The 21,297-nt window shown below is 63.6% G+C and carries 19 protein-coding genes and 1 pseudogene; 9 read left to right on the top strand and 11 right to left on the bottom strand.

Annotated elements, in window-relative coordinates; all coding sequences use genetic code 11:
* Positions 1-388: pseudogene (locus tag Q0C64_RS08865) on the top strand (UDP-N-acetylmuramate--alanine ligase); the annotation flags it as partial.
* A gap of 8 nt (positions 389-396) precedes the next feature.
* Positions 397-879 (top strand): hypothetical protein, encoded by a 483-nt coding sequence (locus Q0C64_RS08860; RefSeq protein WP_294122856.1) that lies wholly within the window; start codon positions 397-399, stop codon positions 877-879.
* Here Q0C64_RS08860 and Q0C64_RS08855 read toward each other — a convergent pair.
* Both Q0C64_RS08855 and Q0C64_RS08850 read right to left on the bottom strand, forming a co-directional pair.
* The gene (locus tag Q0C64_RS08855) at positions 876-1,427 is read right to left on the bottom strand and encodes a hypothetical protein (RefSeq protein WP_294122854.1); all 552 of its coding nucleotides are present in this window, start codon (positions 1,425-1,427) and stop codon (positions 876-878) included. The genes Q0C64_RS08860 and Q0C64_RS08855 overlap by 4 nt on opposite strands.
* 200 nt (positions 1,428-1,627) lie before the next feature.
* Complete coding sequence (locus tag Q0C64_RS08850) at positions 1,628-1,867, bottom strand: hypothetical protein (RefSeq protein ID WP_294122852.1); 240 nt, start codon at positions 1,865-1,867, stop codon at positions 1,628-1,630.
* Between the two features lie 160 nt (positions 1,868-2,027).
* On the opposite strand from Q0C64_RS08850, the gene Q0C64_RS08845 reads away from it, so the two are divergent.
* Together Q0C64_RS08845 and Q0C64_RS08840 are read left to right on the top strand one after the other, a co-directional pair.
* The gene (locus tag Q0C64_RS08845) at positions 2,028-3,239 is read left to right on the top strand and encodes a histidine kinase (RefSeq protein WP_294122851.1); all 1,212 of its coding nucleotides are present in this window, start codon (positions 2,028-2,030) and stop codon (positions 3,237-3,239) included.
* A complete protein-coding gene (locus Q0C64_RS08840) occupies positions 3,226-3,987 on the top strand; it encodes a LytTR family DNA-binding domain-containing protein (RefSeq protein ID WP_294122850.1) in 762 nt (253 codons plus the stop codon). The genes Q0C64_RS08845 and Q0C64_RS08840 overlap by 14 nt, the downstream gene beginning before the upstream one ends.
* Before the next feature lie 191 nt (positions 3,988-4,178).
* Here the strand turns inward: Q0C64_RS08840 and Q0C64_RS08835 are convergent, their stop codons facing one another.
* The 4 genes from Q0C64_RS08835 to Q0C64_RS08820 all read right to left on the bottom strand — a co-directional run bounded on the left by Q0C64_RS08835 (position 4,179) and on the right by Q0C64_RS08820 (position 8,578).
* Positions 4,179-5,447, bottom strand: coding sequence for a cation:dicarboxylase symporter family transporter (locus Q0C64_RS08835; RefSeq protein WP_294122848.1), 1,269 nt, complete (start codon positions 5,445-5,447; stop codon positions 4,179-4,181).
* Between the two features lie 51 nt (positions 5,448-5,498).
* Positions 5,499-6,248, bottom strand: coding sequence for a methyltransferase (locus Q0C64_RS08830; RefSeq protein WP_294122846.1), 750 nt, complete (start codon positions 6,246-6,248; stop codon positions 5,499-5,501).
* Positions 6,249-6,427: 179 nt separating this feature from the next.
* A complete protein-coding gene (locus tag Q0C64_RS08825; RefSeq protein WP_294122844.1) occupies positions 6,428-7,552 on the bottom strand; it encodes a lipase family protein in 1,125 nt (374 codons plus the stop codon).
* Positions 7,553-7,687: 135 nt separating this feature from the next.
* The gene (locus Q0C64_RS08820) at positions 7,688-8,578 is read right to left on the bottom strand and encodes a class I SAM-dependent methyltransferase (protein WP_294122842.1); all 891 of its coding nucleotides are present in this window, start codon (positions 8,576-8,578) and stop codon (positions 7,688-7,690) included.
* 522 nt (positions 8,579-9,100) lie between these two features.
* On the opposite strand from Q0C64_RS08820, the gene Q0C64_RS08815 reads away from it, so the two are divergent.
* A complete protein-coding gene (locus tag Q0C64_RS08815; protein ID WP_294122840.1) occupies positions 9,101-9,736 on the top strand; it encodes a PilZ domain-containing protein in 636 nt (211 codons plus the stop codon).
* A gap of 7 nt (positions 9,737-9,743) precedes the next feature.
* Here the strand turns inward: Q0C64_RS08815 and Q0C64_RS08810 are convergent, their stop codons facing one another.
* The 4 genes from Q0C64_RS08810 to Q0C64_RS08795 all read right to left on the bottom strand — a co-directional run bounded on the left by Q0C64_RS08810 (position 9,744) and on the right by Q0C64_RS08795 (position 16,330).
* Positions 9,744-11,780 (bottom strand): TIR domain-containing protein, encoded by a 2,037-nt coding sequence (locus Q0C64_RS08810; protein WP_294122838.1) that lies wholly within the window; start codon positions 11,778-11,780, stop codon positions 9,744-9,746.
* 55 nt (positions 11,781-11,835) lie between these two features.
* A complete protein-coding gene (locus tag Q0C64_RS08805) occupies positions 11,836-14,088 on the bottom strand; it encodes a UvrD-helicase domain-containing protein (RefSeq protein WP_294122836.1) in 2,253 nt (750 codons plus the stop codon).
* Between the two features lie 703 nt (positions 14,089-14,791).
* Positions 14,792-14,968 (bottom strand): hypothetical protein, encoded by a 177-nt coding sequence (locus Q0C64_RS08800; RefSeq protein ID WP_294122834.1) that lies wholly within the window; start codon positions 14,966-14,968, stop codon positions 14,792-14,794.
* A gap of 75 nt (positions 14,969-15,043) precedes the next feature.
* Positions 15,044-16,330, bottom strand: coding sequence for a serine hydrolase domain-containing protein (locus tag Q0C64_RS08795; RefSeq protein ID WP_294122832.1), 1,287 nt, complete (start codon positions 16,328-16,330; stop codon positions 15,044-15,046).
* A gap of 174 nt (positions 16,331-16,504) precedes the next feature.
* Here Q0C64_RS08795 and Q0C64_RS08790 point away from each other — a divergent pair, with 174 nt between their 5' ends.
* Genes Q0C64_RS08790 through Q0C64_RS08775 form a run of 4 tightly spaced genes read left to right on the top strand, consistent with a single transcriptional unit; the run spans position 16,505 to position 19,697 of the window.
* The gene (locus Q0C64_RS08790; protein WP_294122830.1) at positions 16,505-16,798 is read left to right on the top strand and encodes a hypothetical protein; all 294 of its coding nucleotides are present in this window, start codon (positions 16,505-16,507) and stop codon (positions 16,796-16,798) included.
* On the top strand, positions 16,795-17,469 hold the full coding sequence (gene pyrF, locus Q0C64_RS08785; protein ID WP_294122826.1) for an orotidine-5'-phosphate decarboxylase: 675 nt from the start codon (positions 16,795-16,797) through the stop codon (positions 17,467-17,469). The genes Q0C64_RS08790 and pyrF overlap by 4 nt, the downstream gene beginning before the upstream one ends.
* A gap of 56 nt (positions 17,470-17,525) precedes the next feature.
* Positions 17,526-18,386: an acetyl-CoA carboxylase, carboxyltransferase subunit beta gene (gene accD, locus Q0C64_RS08780; RefSeq protein WP_294122825.1), complete on the top strand. Its 861-nt coding sequence runs from the start codon at positions 17,526-17,528 to the stop codon at positions 18,384-18,386.
* The gene (locus Q0C64_RS08775; RefSeq protein WP_294122823.1) at positions 18,387-19,697 is read left to right on the top strand and encodes a folylpolyglutamate synthase/dihydrofolate synthase family protein; all 1,311 of its coding nucleotides are present in this window, start codon (positions 18,387-18,389) and stop codon (positions 19,695-19,697) included.
* Here Q0C64_RS08775 and Q0C64_RS08770 read toward each other — a convergent pair.
* On the bottom strand, positions 19,694-21,028 hold the full coding sequence (locus Q0C64_RS08770) for an MFS transporter (RefSeq protein ID WP_294122821.1): 1,335 nt from the start codon (positions 21,026-21,028) through the stop codon (positions 19,694-19,696). The genes Q0C64_RS08775 and Q0C64_RS08770 overlap by 4 nt on opposite strands.
* Positions 21,029-21,297: the final 269 nt, after the last annotated feature.

The following is a 21,297-nucleotide window of genomic DNA, read 5'->3' as shown; positions in this document are numbered from 1 at the left end:
CGACAAGATCGCCGCGACGCTGGCGACGCTGACCGCGCAGCCGGGCCGGCTGCTGATCATGTTCCAGCCGCATGGCTATGGCCCGATTGCCAAGATGGGCGAGGAACTTGCCCGGACATTCGCGGACGGCCTGCGCGAAGGCGATCGGCTCTACCTGCCCGACCCGGTCTACCAGGGTGGGACGGTCGATCGTTCGAAGGGATCGGATTGGCTGGCGGATGCGATCCGCGCGGCGGGTGGCGATGTCGAACACGTCGCCGAGCGGGCCGAGATTGGCAGGAAGTTACTGGCAGAGGCGCTGCCGGGCGATCGCATCGCCATTCTTGGCGCGCGCGACGATAGCCTTAGCGAATTTGCGCTCGAGATGGTCAAGCAGCTCGGAAGCTGAGCTAGGCCTTGCCGCAGCTTTTCCTTGATTGCGATGGAGTCCTGGCTGACTTCGAGGCTGGCGTAATCGAAATGCTCGGCATGGCGCCGGACGCATTTGAAAGGCGGCACGGCAAGCACGCCTTCTGGCGGGAGGTCGCCCGCACCAGGGATTTCTACGCGCGGCTCCCGTTGATGGCCGATGCCCGAACCTTGTTCGATGCGGTCGCCCACCTCGACCCGATTATCCTGACCGGGCTTCCTCTCGGCAATTGGGCAGCCCCGCAAAAGGTCCGCTGGGCCGAGCAGCATTTTCCCGGCACGCACATCATCACCTGCATGGCGCGCGACAAATATCGTCACATGCAGGGAGCCGACGTGCTGGTCGATGACCGAGCCGACCATCGCGACAAGTGGGAAGCGGCGGGCGGCACCTTCGTGCATCACCAAGACACGCGAAGCAGCCTCAAGCAGCTCGCCGAAATCTATCCGACAGTAAGGACGAAAGATTAGGCGGCAGCCGCCTGGTCGACCTTCTCGACCCACTCCGGCCAGAACACCGGCTCGCGGGTCGACCAGCCCGGCGCGGTCGCAGCGCTCTCGCTGATCGATTGCAGCAGCACGCGGCGGCGATCCGGATGGAGGTGCGGCAGGGCAGCCGCGGCGCAGAAGGCTGCCGGCAGCCACGGCCGGACATTGGCGCCGAGCAACCGCTCATAGAGAAAGCGGAAGGCGGCGAAATTCTGGATCCGGTCCTGGCCAAGGTCGAACGCGGCGAGCGTGACCAGCATGCCCAGGAACGGCTCGATCATGTCGAGACCGCTATCGTCCGGGATTTGGACCCGGAGATGGTCGATCTGCTTGTAGAAGCGGGCCTGGGCGGCAATCGCGGCGGCTTCGACTTCGTCGCGGGCCCAGGTTTCCATCGGGTCGGAACGGCCGTAGGCGACGTCCAGCGAACGGCGGATGTAACGCTGCGTGGCTTTCGGGAAGGAGGCGAACTCCTTCATCTCCGAAATCAGCAGCGCGCCACCAGCGGGCTGGCTTGTTCTGGTCGCCATGATCCTTCGACTCCACTTACCAACAGGTAGGATCATGCGGCCGATTGGGTTGCCAATCTCTTAACCAAAATCCCACCCCCCATTCATATTGAATCAAAGGGGAGTCCGGCCCGCAATGGGAAATCCTCACGCCAGCTTCAACTTTATGACAGCTGTGTTTTTCAGGGCACGATGTTCAAGGATTTCAGCGGAGTATGAATTTAATCCCCAGATTTTTTCTCGGGATAGCCTGACGATGGGGCCGGTTCTGAGGTTCCGGGCTGGGTCGACGAGATTGGATCGGACGCATCCATTGATTCGTCGCTGCCCAGATCGACCTTGGCATCTTCATCGTCCGGATGCTGCTTTACCCTGATCTCAAACGCGCGATGGGGCGCGCCCGAGAGTGTCGGCGGCGTTGGTCTAACGTCCTTTTTCTGAGCCGTTTTTTGGTCGGTCATGGCGAGATTTCCCGGATTCGGTTTCGCCTCCAAAACGGGCGCAGAGGTACGGCGTTCCGTCCCCGGCGCCCAATTGTTCGACCGATAGGCCCGGTTCGTCTGCCAACGGACAGGCGTGCAATTGTGGTTTTTGGCCAAAATTCACTAAGGACATGCGCAAATGTCCGTCTCTTCACCATTTTCGCCGCAAGGCCGCTTTGGCGACTGGCGCCTGGCGACCCAATCGATCATCGGCTTCTGGGCTTTCTACCTGGTCACCGTGCTGCTTCGCGGCCTGCTTGGCCCGGAGGCCATGTCGGCCGTCGGTTACCGCGGGATCAACGCCGCGCTCGGTCTGGTCCTGACCTTTCTCATTTACATCACGATCCGCTTGTTCGCCCGCGAAGGCAGCATTCGCCGGATGGCGATCGTGGCGGCGATTGCGGCGCTGCCGGGCGCGGTGATCCTGGCCGGGGCGAGCGTGAAGATGGCCATCTGGTCGGACCAGATGAACGAGCAATCGAAGATCACGACGCAGGAAGGCGTGGCAATTGTCCAGCGTGGGCAAAACGTCCGCATCATCAAGCAGGGAGGCGACGAGCTCGAGGTCAATTTGCCGCCGGTCGAGGAGATCATCGGGTCGAAGATGCCGCGCTTGATCGCGGACGGTACGGTCACCTGGTACTTCCTGCTTGCCGCATGGTGCGCCTTCTTCATCGCCATGACGCAACAGCATCGTACCCGCATCACGGAGTTGCGCCTGGCCGAAGCGGAGACAGCGGCACACGCCGCGCAGGTCCGGGCGCTGCGCTACCAGGTCAATCCGCATTTCCTGTTCAACACGCTCAACAGCCTGTCCTCACTGGTCATGTCGGGCCGCGCAGATCGCGCCGAAGAGATGCTGATGGCATTGTCGACCTTCTTCCGCACCAGCCTGTCGATGGACCCGTCGGTCGATGTCAGCCTGGCCGAAGAGATTGCCTTGCAGCGGCTTTACCTCGACATTGAGCAGGTACGTTTTCCCAACCGGCTGGAGGTGAACATCGACATACCGGACGAGCTCGCGGGCGCACGGGTGCCGGCGCTGATCCTTCAGCCGCTGGTCGAAAACGCGATCAAATATGGCGTTTCGGCGACGACCGAGCGGGTCGAATTGTCGATCCGGGCTCGCGGCCTCGACGGCGGCCGGATGCAGCTCGACGTAATCAATCACGCGGTCGGTGGCCGATCGAAGAAGGCGCCCGCCCCGACCCACCAGGGCACTGGCCTCGGTCTTGCCAACGTGTCGGAACGCCTGAGGGCCCATTTCGGCACGCAAGCCGACGTGCGTTTCGGTCCCATCCCGGGCGGCTATAAGGTATCCTTGGCCATGCCGGTTGATGAAGATGACTGACAACAGCGACCTGAAAATCCTGATTGCCGATGACGAGCCGCTTGCCGCGGAGCGGCTGCAAATGCTGCTCGCCCGGATCAAGGACGTGCACCTGGTCGGCACGGCGCATGACGGCGAAAGTGCGGTGCGGATGGCCGAAGCGCTGCAGCCTGACCTGGTACTGCTCGACATTGCCATGCCCGGCCTGGACGGGATCGAGGTGGCGCGTGCCTTGTCGAGCCAGGGCCAGTCCCCGGCGGTGGTGTTCATCACCGCGTTCGACCAGTTCGCGGTGGCGGCGTTCGACGTGGCGGCGATCGATTATCTGATGAAGCCAGTCGATGCCGAACGGCTCGCCCGCTCGATCGACCGCGCCCGGGCCTATCTCCGCGCCAAGGCCGAGCAGGTCCATGAGGAAGCGCCGACGGCGGCCTCGCCCTGGCTCGAAGAGTTCTGGGCGTCTGACCTGTCGGGCCTGGTCCGCATCGCGTCGCGCGACATCGACCGGGTGACGGCCGAGCGCGACTATATGCGGCTCCACGTTGCCAAGCGCAGCTGGCTGATCCACCATTCGATGAGCGCCCTGGAAGAAGGGTTGAATCCGGAATTGTTCGTTCGGCTGCATCGGTCGGCGATTGTCCGCCGGGACTTCATCGCCGGCTTCACCCGCAATGCTTCAGGGCGATGGATTGCGCGGCTGGGAGACGGCAATGAGCAGCCCGTCGGCCGCCTGTACGCCGACCAGGTCCGAGCTATCGCCGGCCGCTGATTTTCGCCGCGCTAGAGGTTGCGGCGCGAAGAGGGTCGGGATGTCAGGGGTCTTCCCCCTTCGCGTCGCATGCAAAGAGAAACGGATTTCCGCTCCCGATGCACCTCTCCATCGACGGGAATCCAGTTTTGCTCGACCGACAATCCCTGAAACGGATGAACGGTCGTAAACTGCAGACCAACGGCGGTCGTTCAGCCCTCGGCCCGCTCGCCCTTTGAAGCGGCGCCGGTCACCGCGACGTCCCAGGTTACGTTACCCAGCGTCCGCGTGATGTCGGGCAGCACCTCGACCGCAATCAAAAGCGCCAGCGGCTCGATCGGAACGCCCATCGCCAGCGCAATCGGTGCGATTGACGTGACGAACGACAAGGCGCCGGGCAGGCTTACCGCCCAGTAGCTGGCGACCGCCGCAACCGCGAAGCCGGCAATTAGGTTTCCGGGATGCAGTTCGACACCCATCATATAGGCGACATAGATCGCGACGGAGACGTTCATTGCCGGCCCGGTCGCTCGGAACAGCGCCACCGCCAGCGGCAGGGTGACGTCGGCGTTGCGCGGAGGAACACGAAGATTGATCGACGCCTCAAGCATCGCCGGCAAGGAGGCGAGGCTCGACTGGGTGGAAATGGCGACGGCCTGCGGCGGGATCATCGCCCGGGCAAAATCTCCAAGCTTCCAGCGCCCAAAAATCACCGCCACGACATAGGCCGCCAGGGTAATCAGGACGCCGACCAGCGAGACCAGCACGACATAGTGCAGCAACGCACTGAACGCGGCACCGCCCGCGCCCGCGCCCACCGCGAATGCCAGTCCGAACACACCGATCGGGGCCAATGACAGCACCCAGCCGACCACCACCAGCATGGCATCCTGGATGCCCTTAAAGAAAGCGGCGATGGATCGCCGGCCTTCCCCTTCGATTTGGATGACGGCGAATGCGAAGATCGAGGTGAAGACGACCAGGGCCAGCACCTTGTCTTCCGCCGCCGCCGCGATCGCATTGGTCGGGATCAGGCTGCGCAACCAGTCTTGAACGGTCGGCACCGAGGCCGCCGTCGCCGAACTGTCGACGCTCGCCAGGCCCGCGCGTAGGGCTTCGGTGGCGCTGGCCGGCAGCGGAAATGCCTCGAGCAGCGCCGGCATCAGCAGAGCGCCGACCGCGGCCGACGTGGTTAGAACGATCACAAACCACATCACCGATCGCGCGGCGATGCGCCCCGCCTTGGCCTGGTCGGCGCCGGACACAACGCCGGTGATCAGCAAAGCGATGATCAACGGAATGACCGTCATTTTCAGCCCGTCGAGCCACAGGCCGCCGACGGTCGAAGCGATGGTGATCAGCGTTTCGCGGATCGTGCCTGCCTGGTTCGACATAACGCCGAGCAACAGCCCGCCGAGCAGTGAACCCAATACGAGCCAGGTGGCGCGGCGCGCTTTACGATCGGAGGAAGAGCTAGTCATGGGCCAACGATGCGCGACGAGCGAGCGCGACACAAGCGCCTGCTGTTCAACCTACTTCGGCTTGCGGAACCTGAACACGAAGCGGTCGGTCTTGCCGCGGATGGCGGGGTCGAACACCAGCAGGCTGTGATCATCGGCCGGGTTGCGCAGGATCTTGCTTTCCGCTTCGAGCACGAAACCGGCCCGCTTGAAGTCCGCCTTGACCGTGTTCGGGTCGATGCGGTGCAGTTTCTGGACGGTATCGCGGGTGTCGCCGGGGTTGGCGACATGGTCGACCACTCCCACCACGGCCCCCGGCTTCATCGAGTCATAGATGGTCTTCAGCCACTGGTCGGGATCCATCTTGGGGATGCCGTACTTTTCGCTCTGCCAATAGACGTCATGATAATCCAGGTTGATCAGCATGAAGTCGTATTTGCCGGGGAGATCAGGCGATTCCATCGGGCTGACCCGCATCCAGACATTGGGCTGCCGCGCATGCAGCGCGTTGAAATTATCAAGGGACTTCTGATCGTAGAATTGCGATGGCTCCCAAATCGTAACCCGGCCCTTGGGGCCGACCGCCGGCGCGGTGATCTCGGCCCAGTAAAGATTGCCGCCGAATGGATCAGCGACCCACATGCCCTGTCGGAGGCCGAGGAACTTCAGCACCTCGGCAGGCTTGCGCGACTCATCCAGCTTGACGTTGGCCTCGCTCCGCGCCGCGGTTGCCGCAACGCTGGCCTTGACGTCCGCGGGTGCTGCCGACGCCGCCACTGGAACCGCTGTTACCAACAATGCCGCCAGGAAAATCGCCCGCATCTTCGCCTCCATCGGAAATTCAGGGGCTTGCCTTATCCCCGCATCCGCGCCTCCGCCAGTAGATTGCCCGGACCTTTCGACGAATGGCAGGCAGGCGCACATCAAAGGGGGAGCGAACTGGCCGTGGCAACCTTGGTCGCTGCGTCTCCAAGCCAGTCGATCATCATATTGCACACCCGCTAGAATTTGCCGCAGTCGCTCCTGGCAGGTCGTCCTGCAAAGCGATTGTCGATCCAGTCGAGAGTGAGCGCGGCACTATCCTTTGCGCTGGTGGCGTGACCGCCGCCGGCAATATCAATCCACCGGACGCGCTCATGGTTGCCACATAGGGCGCGAGCATGCGCTCGAGTGACCGAAGGCGCGACAAGGTCGTCCTTGGCATTCTGGCCAATCAGCAACGGCACCCCAATACCTTTGGTTGCCGGGCTGTTGCGGCGAGCCAGGCCTGCCCAGGGCTGGACGCGCGCCAGGTCGAGGTTCTTGAACCGGCTCTGCAAGGTCACCACGCCAAGGATTGTGCCGAGCCGCGGCTTGGAATTGAGCTCAATGCAGTTGTTCTGGGCCAGCCGGGTCATGATCCCCTGTGTTTGAGGGCCGCCGAATGCCGTGAGCGGGACGTCATAATGCTTGGACCAGCTATAGCCGATATAGGCCATGAAGAAGGTTCGAACCTGCTTGTTGGTATTGAGCTTGAGGTTCTGGAGCAGGTCGGTTGGAGGCGCTGCGGCAGCGGCCCCGAGCAGCCGAAGATCCGTGGCATAATTTCGAAGCTGCGCCGTCCATAACGCCGCATGGCCGCCCTGCGATTCTCCCCAGACAACGAAGCGGTTGCCTGCCGCGGCGCCGGCAATTTCCCTTGCGGCGCGTACGCCGTCGAGCATGGCTCGTGCCGTATCATCGCCGACCAGGAAGGGATGCACGCCGTCGCTGCCAAGGCCTGCATAGTCGGGCGCGACCACGACATAGCCGCGTTTCACCGCATCCAGGGCAGACGTGACCGTCCAGAAATTCGGGCTCAGCGAAGGCGCGCAGCGCGAAACGACGCCCCAGGTCCCATGGGCCCAGGCAAGGACCGGGCGAGGTTGCGGCGGGATGGCTTCGCGCGGCGCGATGATCATGCCAGTGACCTCGCGCGCGCGTCCGGAGCCGTCGGTCGTCCAATACCGAACCTTCCATGCCTGCATGCCGCCGGGGGTGTCGACCACCGGATCGGCCGCGATCAGCTGCCCGGCGCGCTGGGCCGAGACGGGACTTAAAGTCAACGATAACGAAATCACCGCCAGCGCTGCTACCGACCACCGCATGCTCGCCTCCTGTGAATGCGACTCCAACCGGCGAGAATTTAACTTGGATCAACTCAGCGGTCGATCACTCTGGCTCGTCGCGAAGCAGGTAGAGATAGTCGGGATCGACGATGTCCTGCTCGTCGACATGCTTCTTTAATTGGGCCCGGCAGAAGGGACAGATTGCAAACCTGTTCTGCGCACGCCCTCAACCTTCCAACATAGAGTGTGACCGTTGGACATTGTCAGCACCGTTGTTTGCTGCAGCTTCAGGCGATGATCGAAATGGCTCAGCCAAGCAGGCAACATGTCTGGCGACACCGCGGCTTCAGCAAGGTCGGCGAGCATCACTAGCTCGGGCTCAAGCGCGGTTCGCACCGCTTGCCAGATCTCCGCTCGGTGAGCCGCTGACTGCGCAATCATTCGGCGAAAACCGTTACCCGCCTCGTCAATGATACGTTCATGGGGATATTGCCGCCGCATGTGGGCAAGTTGCCGGTCGAGCCGGGCGTCATCTCCCGACAGGAACGCCGCCTCCATTGCCGCGCCGCTGATCAATTGAAGCGCCTGCCGATGGTTGATGCTGTCTTTGGCGATCCTGCCGGCCGAATGATGGACCAGCAGCGAAAATGGCGCGCCCCGGCGCAACACGCGCGCCAGCTCTACGGATGCCATGTCCACAGCGCCATATTCGAAACCGAATTGACTGACCGCCGCATCGAAGCTGCCGTCGGCAAATGGCAACTGTTCCATCTTGATGGCGGGCAGGATCTCGATCTGCGGCTCGCGGCATGCCGGCACCATCGCGAAATCAATGCCGGTAACGCAAAGCGAAGGGTTGGCGGCGACCAGGGCACGCCCGGCCGCCCCGGTGCCACAGGCCAAGTCCAGGACGTGGCTACCCGCCACAAGTGACTGGGCAAACCCTGTCCAGTGGCGAGTAATCGGTCGTCGGATTTCGGGAGCGCTGGCGCAGCAGCCTGCCGCCTCTTTCTGCTCGTTCCAGAACTCGGTCCAGGCTGCGGCATGCCGTTCAATGGCCACCACGTCCGCTCACTCCCCAAGCAAATTTCACAATCAAATGCGATGCTTAGGAGCGTTCGGCGCGAGACCTAGACGATTGCCGGTGAACGTGAGCCTTGGTGCCTGTGAACGTCGGCACCTTGCCAATCCAGACATGGCCATTTCGAGGGCCCGGTCGACGGACCCGCGCTACCACTCGGAGTCCCAAGTCAAGTGATTAGATTCACTCAATTTTTGTCGAATATCTCACCGAGTCGCGGCGACTCGCCAATGTTATATTCCGCCGTGGGCGACACGATCGCCTCATGGAGGGGAATTGGTCATGGAGTTCGAGGACACCGGAGCCAAACGGACACAAATGATGGCGCTGCTGATGACAATATGCGTGGTTGGAGGAGCCTTGTATTACGCCTTGTCGGTCTAGGCCGGCATAAACTGGTTTCGGGCAAATCCGCGCGGGGCTATTCCGCGCCGCGTTGGGTTGTTGCGTTAGCGACTCCTTAGTCATCTCACGCGCAAGCTGCTGGTCTCTGCCCGGGATCAGCAATGACTGAAGTTGAATCAGTCACCACTTTCGTCATGGAAAACCGGCTGCCGTGGCCGGAAGAAGGCCGTGCGGCCGGCCTCAATGGACCGTTCGACACAGGCCTGATCTACGATAATGGCACGCCGCGCGAATGCTCCATCCGCAATATCTCCACTTTGGGCGCCATATTGTGCGGGGAATTCAGGAAAGCTGCGGGCGAAGATGTCGCCATCGAGCTGGCGACCGGCCAGCGGCCAGCCGCAACCATCGAATGGGTGCGTGGCGGCGAGGCCGGCATCCGCTTCAAGCAGCCGATCGACATGCTTGCCCTGATCAACCGCAAGCTGGTCAGCCAGCCAGCCGAGCGCCGCGCCATGCCGCGTGTCGAAATCCGTTGCGGCGTCTATCTGAAATGGGGCGTCAATCTGGAACCGGCGACGCTGCGCAACATCTCGGCGCGCGGACTGCAACTGGAAGGCAATATGCTTCCGCCTCCGGGGACCTTTATCGGCCTGTTTGTCGAGGGTCTCAACGTGCCGTCGGGCGAGGTCGTCTGGAGCAAGGACAATCTGGCCGGCGTCGAACTGTTCGAGGAATTGAGCTGGACCTCGATCATTCCCTGGATCCGCGACGCGCAGCGGCTCAGCGCTAACTAGCGCGCCGCTAGATCAACTTGCAGAAGGGCTCCTGGCTACCACCCTTACAGGCGTCTGGGAGGTGGTTGGGCTGGCGCCAGTAAGCGTACAGGTTGGCGCGTTTGGCGGCCTGTATGAATTCCGGCCGAGCGCGGAGGGCCTGCATGCCCGGCAGCCATGCGACCTTGAAGGTGTCGACGCCATACCGTTCGGTCAGCCTGACAAATTGCGGGACTAGCTCCGCTTCATGCCCGGTCAGGGACAGGGCCATGGCAGGAATTGCCGGAATGCTGTCGAGCTTGCTGATCGAGGCGCTCATAATTTTTGCTGCCGATGCGACACCGGCAGCGTTGCCGGCCTTGGCCGCTTCGAGCAGCGGGACCAGTTCGGCTTTCCCGGGAAACTCCTTCTGTTTCGACACAATCTCCAGCGCCCTGGCCCAGTCGCGCTGGCTGAGCGCAAGGACCACCGAGGCGTTGATCAATCGCTTGGAGTCCGGCCAGCTCTTCTGTGCGGCATCCAGGGCCTGGCTTGCTTCATAATCTCGCCCGAGAGCCGCCAGGGTAACGGCCAGATACCATTGAGCAAACAGGTTCGACGGGTCGTTGGCAATCACCTTGCGGACGTAGGTCAGGGACTCGTCCAGCTGGCCGAACTGCGCCAGCGCGCGCCCGTAAATGATGGCCTCGCAGCCGCAGTCGCTCGGGCGGACATTGTTGGCGAGCAGGGCCAGCCGTTCGGCCTCGGCGAAATTGTCCAGCGGTACGAACAGTGACTTGGACTTGTCGCGACCGAACAGGCCCAACAAGTCGGACGCCTTGAGGATCAGCCCTTTCTGGTTGTCCGGATCGAGCTCCAACGCCTTTCCATAGGCCTTGCGAATTTCGGCACGGAATTTGTCGCCGTCCTCCGGCTTTTGGAAAAGCCCGTCTACGGTTTCTTCGGCAAGGTTGGCCCAGCCGTTGGCGAAGTCCGGCGCGGCCGCGACCACCGCCAGCAGATACCCCCGAGTCGTCGCCGCGTCGTAATTGTCGCTGTAGTTCATCTGGCAATATTGCGCCCATGGCCGGATCGCCTTCTCCGGCAGCACGGTGATCTGCGAGCCGCTGCTGTCGCTGGCAGTAGCGGTGCAGCGGAGCATCCCCGCGGCGGTCGTCGCCAACTGTTTGGCGGCGGTGGCGCGTTCCTCTAGTGGAACCTCGATCCGTGGGCTGATCACTGGCGCGGCAATGCCCGGTGCGAAGATCTTGGCGAACAGGATGAATTTTCCCTCCCCAGTGCGAATGTTTCCACTCATCTGGTAGGCGTCCGCGTGGCGCTGTCCGTCGCTATCGAGCGGAGTGATGCGCGAGGCGGCGTTAAGCTGGGCAGACAATTCGTCATTCACGACCTGCGCGAAGTCGGACTGGATGTCGGGACCCGCGGCGACCTTGATCGGGTCAACGTAGACGTCTGGGTGGGCGCCCTGGTCGAAACCAAGCGCGCCACGGAATGCAAAGAATGCCAACGCCGCGATCGCGAAAATGCCGGCGGCGATTGCAATCAGCCTGGGCCGTGAAGCAGGGCCGAGCCACCGGTCGCCGGTCGCTGCCTTGACTGGAACTGCGGCGATTGCCGCCGTTTCGGCCGACACTGCGTCGGGTATTGCATCGACATCGCCAGTATGGACCGCGTCGATCCACGCCAGCAGCTTGCTCCAGTTGGGATTGCTTTCGTCAAACTTGCCATCAGTCAGGTCAACTGCCTGGCGCAGCATGAACGCCAGGGGGATGGAGCAAGCCTCAACCAGCACCGGCACCATCTTGTGATGATCCTGAGCGTAATGCGCTTCGGAGCGGACCCAGTCCGAATGGACCGAACGCGGACTCCACAGAACCAGCACAACCCTCGCGGCGGCAATCTGCCGCTCAATCATTGCATCCCAAGCTTCGTGGGGGGTCAGCGCATCGTCCCACCACGAATCCTTACCCGCTGCCCGAAGCGCCGCGACCAGCCGCTCAGCAACCGCTCGATCTTCCTTTTTGTAGCTGACGAATATTTCCGACACCGCTGCGCCCCCCAACATCGGTGAAGGCGGGAGATTGTCCGGTTTGTGATTGCGAGTCGAGAGGGGATCGAATTTAGTCGCCCAAGCTCACAAACGTATCCAGCACTCGCTTGCGCCCGGCCTTTTCGAATTCGATTTCAAGCTTGTTGCCCTCGATCGCCTCGATCGTGCCGTAGCCGAATTTGCCGTGGAACACGCGCTGGCCGACCGACAGGTCGTCGCGGCCCTTGTTGCCAAGGCTGATTGCCGATGCCCGTGCTTCGACCACCCGCTGCGGCTGGGCGTTGAATCCACCGCCCGCCGCGCGCTGCCAGCCGGGGCCGCGCGACGGTCTGGCGACATGGGCGAAGGGATCGGCGCGCTCCGACCATTGGGCCCGCCACAGGCTTTCGCCGCCCGTCATGGTGGTCTCTTCGTCGATCTGGTCTTTGGGCAGCTCGGCAATGAAGCGCGACGGGATGCTGCTGGTCCACTGCCCATAGATGCGCCGATTGGCGGCATGGAGGATGGTCGCCTTCCGGCGAGCGCGGGTGATGGCGACATAGGCCAGCCGCCGTTCCTCCTCGAGGCTGGCAAGGCCGCCCTCATCGAGTGCACGCTGTGACGGGAATACACCTTCTTCCCATCCGGCCAGGAACACGATCGGAAATTCCAGTCCCTTGGCGGCGTGGATGGTCATGATCGTGACCCTCTCGCCCGATTTCTGGGCATCGTTGTCCATCACCAGGCTGACATGCTCGAGGAAGGTGCCGAGGCTTTCATATTCCTCCATCGCGCGCGTCAGCTCGGTGAGGTTCTCGAGCCGGCCGGCAGCCTCTGCACTGCGTTCGGCCTGGAGCATGGCGGTGTAGCCGCTTTCGTCGAGCAGGATGCGGGCCAGCTCAGGGTGCGGAATCTCGCCCGCCATCTGCCGCCAGCGGGCGATGTCCGCGACAAACCGGGCGAGGCTGTTGCGGGCACGGGATTGGAGCTCGTCCGAGTCCAGCATCGATGCGGCGGCAAGCAGCAGCGGCTGGTGGGTCACGCGGGCATGCGCGTGGATAGAAGCGAGCGCCTTATCGCCGAGCCCGCGCTTGGGCTGGTTGACGATCCGCTCGAACGCCAGATCGTCGGCGGGCTGGTTCACCAACCGCAGATAGGCAACCGCGTCGCGGATCTCGGCCCGCTCGTAGAAGCGGAAGCCGCCGACAATCTGGTAGGAAAGGCCGATGGCGATGAAGCGCTCCTCGAACTCGCGCGTCTGGAACTGGGCGCGGACCAGGATCGCAGCATCGTTGAGCGTGCCGCCACGCCGCTCATGCGCTTCGATCTCCTCGCCGATCCGCCGCGCTTCCTCCGGCCCGTCCCACACGCCGATGACCTTGACCCGGTCGCCCTCGTTGACTTCGGTCCATAGCGTCTTGCCGAGACGCCCGGCATTGTGAGCGATGAGGCCGGTGGCGGCGGCCAGGATATGCGGGGTCGACCGGTAATTCTGCTCGAGCCGGATGACCTTGGCGCCCGGAAAATCCTTCTCGAACCGCAGGATGTTGGCAACCTCGGCGCCGCGCCAGCTATAGATCGACTGGTCGTCGTCGCCGACGCAGCACAAGTTGCGCTTGGGTTCGGCCAGCAGCTTCAGCCAGTCGTATTGGGAGGCATTGGTGTCCTGATACTCGTCGACCAATATATATTTGAACCGCTCGCGATAGCTGTCCAGCACATCGGCGTGCGACCGGAAGATGGTCAGCATGTGCAGCAGCAAATCGCCGAAATCGCAGGCGTTGAGCGCGCGGAGCCGGTCTTGATAGGCGGCGTAGAGCTCCTGCCCCCGGCCGTTGGCGAAGGCCTCTGCATCGCCGGCGCCGAGCTGGGCCGGGGTCAGCCCGCGGTTCTTCCACTGGTCGATGAGGCCCGCCAGCTGCCGCGCCGGCCAGCGCTTTTCATCAAGGTTCGATGCGCTGATCTGCTGCTTTAGCAGCCTCAGCTGGTCGTCCGTATCGAGGATCGTGAAGTTGGATTGCAGCCCAACCAGTTCGGCATGGCTGCGCAACATTCGCGCACCGATCGCGTGGAAGGTGCCAAGCCAGGGCATTCCCTCGATCGCACCGCCCGAAATGGCCGATACCCGCTCCTTCATCTCGCGCGCGGCCTTGTTGGTGAAAGTGACGGCCAGGATCTGGCTGGGCCAGGCCTGTCGCGTCGCAATCAGGTGAGCGAGCCGGGCAGTCAGCGCGGCGGTTTTGCCGGTGCCCGCGCCGGCCAGCACCAGCACCGGCCCTTCGGTCGTCAGCACCGCCTCGCGTTGCGGCGGATTCAGCCCTCGGAGATAGGAGGGCTCGGGCATTGGAGACGCGGATTCGGGCACTGGCCCGACCTAGGCACGTGGGAACGAAACGGCAACTGCGGCGGGCCGTGCCTCCGGGAGTCAGACGGAAGGGGGATTCGCCCAGGGCAGTGCCTTGGCGGCGAGTCGCGAAGCCCGCCGCGGGACAGATTGGTTACGGATGCGACGAGTTGTGCACGATATCCCCGTTATCCACAGGCAATGACTCGATTTTTTCGCTTTCGCGACTCGAAAAAGTCGGCCAAGTTACATGGGTGATCGGGACGGAAGTCCCCGCCTCACTGGAAGGCCGGCAACGGCAAGATGGTGCGGCAGGTGACGGAAGGACCGATCTCCACCGGATGGCGATGAGGAGGGCTTCGGCCCAAGTCGGACCACCGGAAGAGGCGCCGGAAGAGTTGGTCTCCCAGTCGCAGTTCGCGGCTCCCCCTGGGGGCAGGCGACGCGAAGGAACCAACCCAAGAAGGGCCGCGGAAGGTCGAGAACCCAGCTTCGGTTGGGACCACGATTGGAAGCGACGCCTGATCTGGTGAGCCAGGATCGAGGAGCGGATGGGCTTCGGCTTGTCAAGCTAGCGAACACCGGCAGATCCTAGGTCGGTGCAGGTGGGGGCTGGTAGCAATACCGGCCCCCATTTCTGTTGGGGCAGACGCGCCCGCCCGCTCAATTCCGAATCAGAGCTTGGGCAGGATCCGGAACCGGGCTAGGCCGCATCCTCGCTGTCGGCCAATTCAGCAGGCTCGCGGCCCGCCTCGGCATCGTGGAACTGGGCAAGCTGCTCGTGCAGGTCGCGAACCGCCGGGTCGGAAGCCTCCTCGGCCATTTTCCGGCATTGGGCTGCGCGTTCCAGATGGAACGCACGATCGTCATCGATGCTCATTGTCCGTCCCCCACTCGGCGGCAGAGCCGCCAGGAATCTCAAATAGCATGAATTGAGAGCGCCGGTGAGTCCGGCCTAGCCGTGCCGGCTGCCGCTGCGCCGTTCAGCAACCTCGTCGGCTTCCGGCGCCCGCGGCCCGGACTTGTCGAGTTCCATCCAGTCGCGGAAGTCGAGACCGTAGAGCATGTCCATCACTTCGAATTCCAGCCCGCCCGGCTGCGAGGTATTGCTGTTCCACAGCGCCACCACCCCGCTCTTCAACTGCGGATCGAACAGGATCAGCGAGCGATAGCCGTTTACCCCGCCGCGATGGCCGATGATGTGGTGACCGGCATAGTCATAGCTGCGCCAGCCATAGCCATATTCGGCGGTTCCCAGCCGCTCGAGGAACTTGCGCATCCGCGCCCGCTCGCCCGGGGTCTTGACCCGCCCCTGGTGGATGGTCGCCAGCAGTTGCGGGCTCAGCACCTGGGGCATTTCACCCATCTGGGCGAGCATCCACATCGCCATGTCCTTGATGTCGCTGTTGACCCCGCCCGCGGCCGGAACGCGATAATAATCGTCGTTGAGCTCGAGCGGCCGACGGCCGACGCTGTGCGGCCGCGCCCAGCTCTTGCTCCGGGTCAACCCGTTCATGGTGACGCTGGCCGAGGTCATTCCCAGCGGCGCGAACAGGTCGCGCTCGACCGTCTCCTGGTAACGCATGCCGCTCACGCGGGAGACCATCTCGCTGGCCGCGTCATAGGCGACATTCTGGTAGCTCCAGCAGCTTCCTGGCGGGCAGATGCTGTTGAGCGTCGCCAGCGTCCCGCGCAGGAAGGTGACGTCCTGCCCCTCCTCCAGCTTATTGTCGAAGGCGTTGCGATAAAGGCCGAGGCGATGGCTCAACACGTCGCCGACGGTCGCCTTGAACTCGTTCCGGCCCGGCAAGTGGAGCGAAGGCGCCGCCTCGGCGACCGGCTCGTTGAGGCTCAGCTTACCCTCTTCGGCGAGCTTGGCGACCATGGTCGCGGCGACGCCTTTCGAAACCGAGGCCCAACGGAAGACAGTTTCGGGCGTGACCTTTTCGCCCGACCCGGCGAGCGTTTCGCCATAGCCGTTGAGGAAAGTGATGCGGCCATTCTCGACGATGCCAACGGCCATGCCGACCATGGTCGGCTTCCCGACCATCCGCTGCAGCCGGGCATTGAGCCTGGCATAGTCAATCCTGCTCCGGGCTGCCGGATCGATGGTCGCAAGCCGCGCGGTGACTTTCGATTGCGCGGCATCGGAAGCGGTCGACTTGCCATGCGGCTGGGCGAGCGCAAGCGCTCCCAGGGCCAACGCGAGTACGCCGACGCCGATCTTGAACTGACGATCCAATGGAAACTCTAATCCTCCCCGTTGCGGTGTGGCGCAGGCGCCGACAAGGCTCAACTCCCCTTGGAATCCCCCTGCGGCAGGGCGACTCTTTCGAGCGCCGAATGGCACTAGCCCAACTGCCGACTGGTCAGCGCAGCCGCAGTCGCTTAAAGGCGGGCCCGCGGGGAGCGACGAATGAGGTTTCTGAAGACGCTGTTCTGGGTGGTCGTGGCGGTATCGATGGCGATATTCGCAACGGCCAACTGGAATGACGTATCGATCCGGCTTTGGAGCAATCTTGAGGCTGAAGTGAAGCTTCCCGTCCTGTTGCTGCTGACCTTCCTGGTCGGCTTTCTACCAACCTATCTGATCCTGCGCGGGCGCAATTGGTCGCTGCGGCGCAAGCTGACATTGGCCGAGCGGCCGGCCATGGCCCCCGCCGCGCCCTTGTCTGAGCCAGGTTTCGCTGACGAGGATCACGCGGCATGAGGAGCCCGATCTTCGTCGCCATCGACACGCCCGACATGGATCGGGCCCGGGCGATCGCGGCTGCGGTCAAGCGCCATGCCGGCGGGCTCAAGCTGGGTCTCGAGTTCTTCTGCCATAACGGCCGCCACGGCGTGCTCGAACTGGCCGAACTGGGACTGCCGATCTTCCTCGACCTCAAGCTGCACGACATTCCCAACACCGTGGCCAAGGCGGTCCAGGCGCTGGCACCGATCACGCCGGCGGTGCTGACCGTCCACGCCGCGGGCGGGCGGGCGATGCTGGAGGACGCCAAGGCGGCCGCCCCAGCCGGGACCAAGGTGGTCGCGGTCACCGTGCTGACCAGCCTCGACGGCGACGATCTCAATTCGATAGGCATCAATGGCAACAGCCATAGCCAGGTCGAGCGGCTCGCCGCCCTCGCCAGGGAAGCCGGCCTCGACGGCATCGTCTGCTCGGGCAATGAGGTGAAGGCGGCGCGCAAGCAATGGAAGGACGGGTTTTTCGTCGTCCCCGGCATTCGCCCGGCGGATTCCGCTGTTGGCGACCAGAAGCGCGTGATGTCCCCGCGCGCGGCAATCGATGCCGGCGCGTCGATCCTGGTCATTGGCCGGCCCGTCACCGGCGCCGAGCATCCCGACGAGGCGCTCCGAGCCATCGCCGCCACGCTTTAGGTAGACAACGCCGCGTAGCGGACCTACCTCCCCCGCCGAATGTTCAAGAGGGTTTCATGAGCTGGTTAAGCAGCGTCCGCAAAGGCATCCAGTCGCTGACCAAGCGGCAGAGCGCGGACAATCTCTGGCACAAGTGCAAGAAGTGCGGGTCGATGGTCTTCACAAAGGAGTGGGAGGACAATCACTATGTCTGCCCGCGCTGCGACCACCACGACCGCGTCGGCCCGGCGGTTCGCTTCGACGCGCTGTTCGACCGCAAGAAATATGAGGTGCTGCCAAGCCCCGAGGTGCGCGAGGACCCGCTCAAGTTCCGCGACACCAAGCGCTATACCGACCGGATCAAGGCGGCGCGGTCGGCGACCAACGAGCGCGATGCCTTGATCAATGCGATCGGCCGGATCGAGGGCCATCAGGCAGTCGTCGGAGTCCAGGATTTCGCCTTCATGGGCGGGTCGATGGGAGTCGCGGTCGGCGCCGCGTTCGTCGCCGGGGTCGAGAAGGCGATCGCCAAGAGCTGCCCCTATGTCCTGTTCACGGCCGCGGGCGGCGCGCGCATGCAGGAAGGCATTTTGTCACTAATGCAGATGCCGCGGACCACGGTCGCGCTGGCCAGGCTGCGCGAGGCCGGCCTGCCCTACATTGTCGTGCTGACCGACCCGACCACCGGCGGCGTCACCGCCAGCTACGCGATGCTGGGCGACGTCCAGATCGCCGAGCCGGGCGCGCTGATCGGCTTTGCCGGCCAGCGGGTGATCGAGCAGACCATTCGCGAGAAGCTCCCCGAGGGATTCCAGCGGGCCGAATATCTGCTCGAGCATGGCATGATCGATATGGTCGTGCATCGCCATGCACTGAAGGATCGGATCGGCCGGCTGATCGGCTATCTGTCTCCCGACAAGGCCAAGAAGGCCGCCTAAATGAAAGAAGTGATCCGCTCGGCGGATCCGCGGGTCGCGGCACTGATCGATCGGCAGGCGACCCAATTTGTCGACCGCGATTATCTGAACCTCGACCGGATTGCGGCGCTGCTCGACCGGCTCGGGCGGCCGCAGGACCGACTGCCGCCGATATTCCATGTCGCCGGAACCAACGGCAAGGGCTCGACCTGCGCCTTCCTTCGCGCCGCGCTCGAGGCTGCCGGCAAGCGGGTCCATGCTTTCACCAGCCCGCACTTAGTCCGTTATAATGAGCGGATCCGCATTTCCGGCCAGCTGATCGACGACAGCATGCTGGCCGAGCTGATGACCCGCGTCGTCGACGCCAACGACGCAGCTGGCGCCAGCCTGTTCGAAGTCAACACCGCGGTCGCCTTCCTCGCTTTCGCCGAAACGTCGGCCGACGCCTGCATCCTGGAAGTCGGGCTGGGTGGGCGGCTGGATGCGACCAATGTGGTCGAGCAGCCTTTGGTGTGCGGGATCGCCAGCCTCGGGCTCGACCACCAGGCCTTCCTCGGCAAAACGCTGGTCGAGGTCGGCGCGGAAAAGGCAGGGATCGCCAAGCGCGGCGTGCCGCTGCTCACGCAGCTCTACGCGCCGGCCGTCGCCGACAGGATCGGCGAAATTGCCATGGCCGCCGGAGCCGTCTGGGAGCCGCGCGGCCTCCATTGGCATGCCTCGGTGCGGCGCGAAAAGCTCCGCTATCGCGATCGGCAAGGCGAGCTGGAATTGCCCCTGCCCCGCCTGCCCGGCAAGCACCAGGCATTGAACGCCGCGCTCGCCGTGGCAATGCTGCGGCATCAAACGGCAATTGAAGTGACCCAATCCGCGCTCACTGCCGCGATGGGCTGGGCCAATTGGCCGGCACGCCTCCAGCAGCTCCACACGGGCCCGCTGTTTTCGATGCTGCCGCGGGGCAGCGAGCTGTGGGTCGATGGCGGCCACAACCCCAGCGCGGCCCGATTGGTCGCCGACTATGCGGGCAAGCATTGGCAGGACGGAAAGCCGCTGGTGCTGCTGTTCGCCAGTCTCCAGAGCAAGGATGCCGCGGGCACGCTGCGGCCGTTCAAGGGCCTCGCCGCGGAAGTGCTGACCCTGCCGATTGATGGCCATGAGTGCCGCACGCCGCAGGAACTGGCGCACCTCGCCGAGAGCATGGGCTTGCCGGCACGAGCCCGTTCCGGCCTGGCCGACGCCATGACGGCGCTGCGAAAGCCCGCCCGCGTGCTGGTGTTCGGTTCGCTCTATCTTGCCGGCGAGTTGCTGGGCCTCAATGGTCCGATGCCGGACTAGCCTTTGTCGGTTTCGGTTCCCGCCGTCCCGATCGACGCATCGACCAGGCCGCTCCGCATCATGATCCAGAATAACAGGATGCCGGGCAGTGCGGCGACCGTCGTCAAAAGGTAGAAATTGACATAGCCGAACGCATCGATCAGCGCGCCCGCCGTGGTCCCGGTGAGGAACCGGCCAACGATGCTCGCGGCGGCGGAAATCATCGCATATTGGGCGGCGGTGAAGCGGAGATCGCACAGCGCGGAAAAGTAAGCGACGACGCAAACGCCGCCGATGCCGCTGGCCGTATTCTCGAACCCGATTGCTCCAGCCATGCCGATGTTGGAATGCCCGGAGGCAGCGAGCAGGGCAAAGCTGAAGTTGCTGACCGCCATTAGGATCAGGCTGATCATCACCGAGCGTTTCAGGCCCAGCTTCGAATAGAGCACGCCGCCGATGAAGATGCCGACAAGATAGGCCCAGAAGCCGACCCCGACGTCCCACAGGGCGATCTCGTCATTGGTGAATTTAAGATCGTCGAACAGCAGGCGGAAGGTGAGGTTGGCGAGGGTATCGCCAATCTTGTGCAGCAGGATGAACAGCAGCACGAGCCAGGCGCCCTGGCGCTTGAAGAATTCGACGAACGGCTTCCAGATCGCCTCAATGGTATTAGCCATTCCGGGCTTGGATTTGGCTGCCCGGTGCCGCGCAGGTTCGCCGTAGAGCAAGGCCGTCACCATGGCCGGCAGGGCCAGCATTGCGCAGGCGAGATAGGCCGCTTCCCACCCTTGCCGTGCCGCCACGACCAGGGCCAGCGCGCCGGCCCCGGCCGAGCCGATCCGCCAGCCATATTGGCTCATGCCCGATCCGACGCCGAGCTGCCGCGGCTCCAATGCCTCGATCCGGTAAGCGTCGATGACGATGTCGAAGCTGGCGCCGGCAACGCCGAGCAGGATCGCGGCGGTGACGACGGCTGCGATGCCGTCCGCGGCTGGATCGACGATCGCCAGATTGGCAACCGCGGCCATGACCAGCACTCCGGTGACCAACATCCACGAAACGCGCTGGCCGAGGCGGCCGAGCAGCGGCAACTGGACCCCATCGATAATCCAGGCCCACAGCCATTTGAAATTGTAGGCCAGGAACACCAACGTGAAAGCGGTGATGGTCGACTTGTCGATGCCATCCTGCTTCAACCGGGTGGTCAGCGTCGCGCCAATCATGGCGTACGGGAAACCCGACGAAATACCGAGGAATAGTGCGGCCAGCGGCGCCTTTTCGAAATAGGGCTTGATTCCCGCCCACCAGCTCGTGGATTGGCCGTCCGACGGGACTGCTGCTGCCTCGGTCACGCCATTCTCCCCCGGCTGATATTCAAAGCGGCGAGCCTAGCAGCCTGATGCCGCAGGGGAAGCTCATTCTGAGCTCATTTTGCACTCGGTTCGCCCTTGAAACCAACCGCCCGGAGGCGCAGTCTGCCGGATCATGGACATGCCCCGAATGCCGCGCCGGCCGACACCTGGCCAACGTGCCCTGGCCGAAGCGCTTGCCCGCGGCGAAGCGGTGATGGGCGATGCCGTCACCACGCTTCCCGCCAGCATCTACATCGATCCCGACCGTT

The organism is Sphingomonas sp. (assembly GCF_023266535.1).
Classification (GTDB): domain Bacteria; phylum Pseudomonadota; class Alphaproteobacteria; order Sphingomonadales; family Sphingomonadaceae; genus Sphingomicrobium.
Note: the sequence above shows the minus strand (reverse complement) of the source record. Positions and strands in the feature narration are given on the sequence as shown.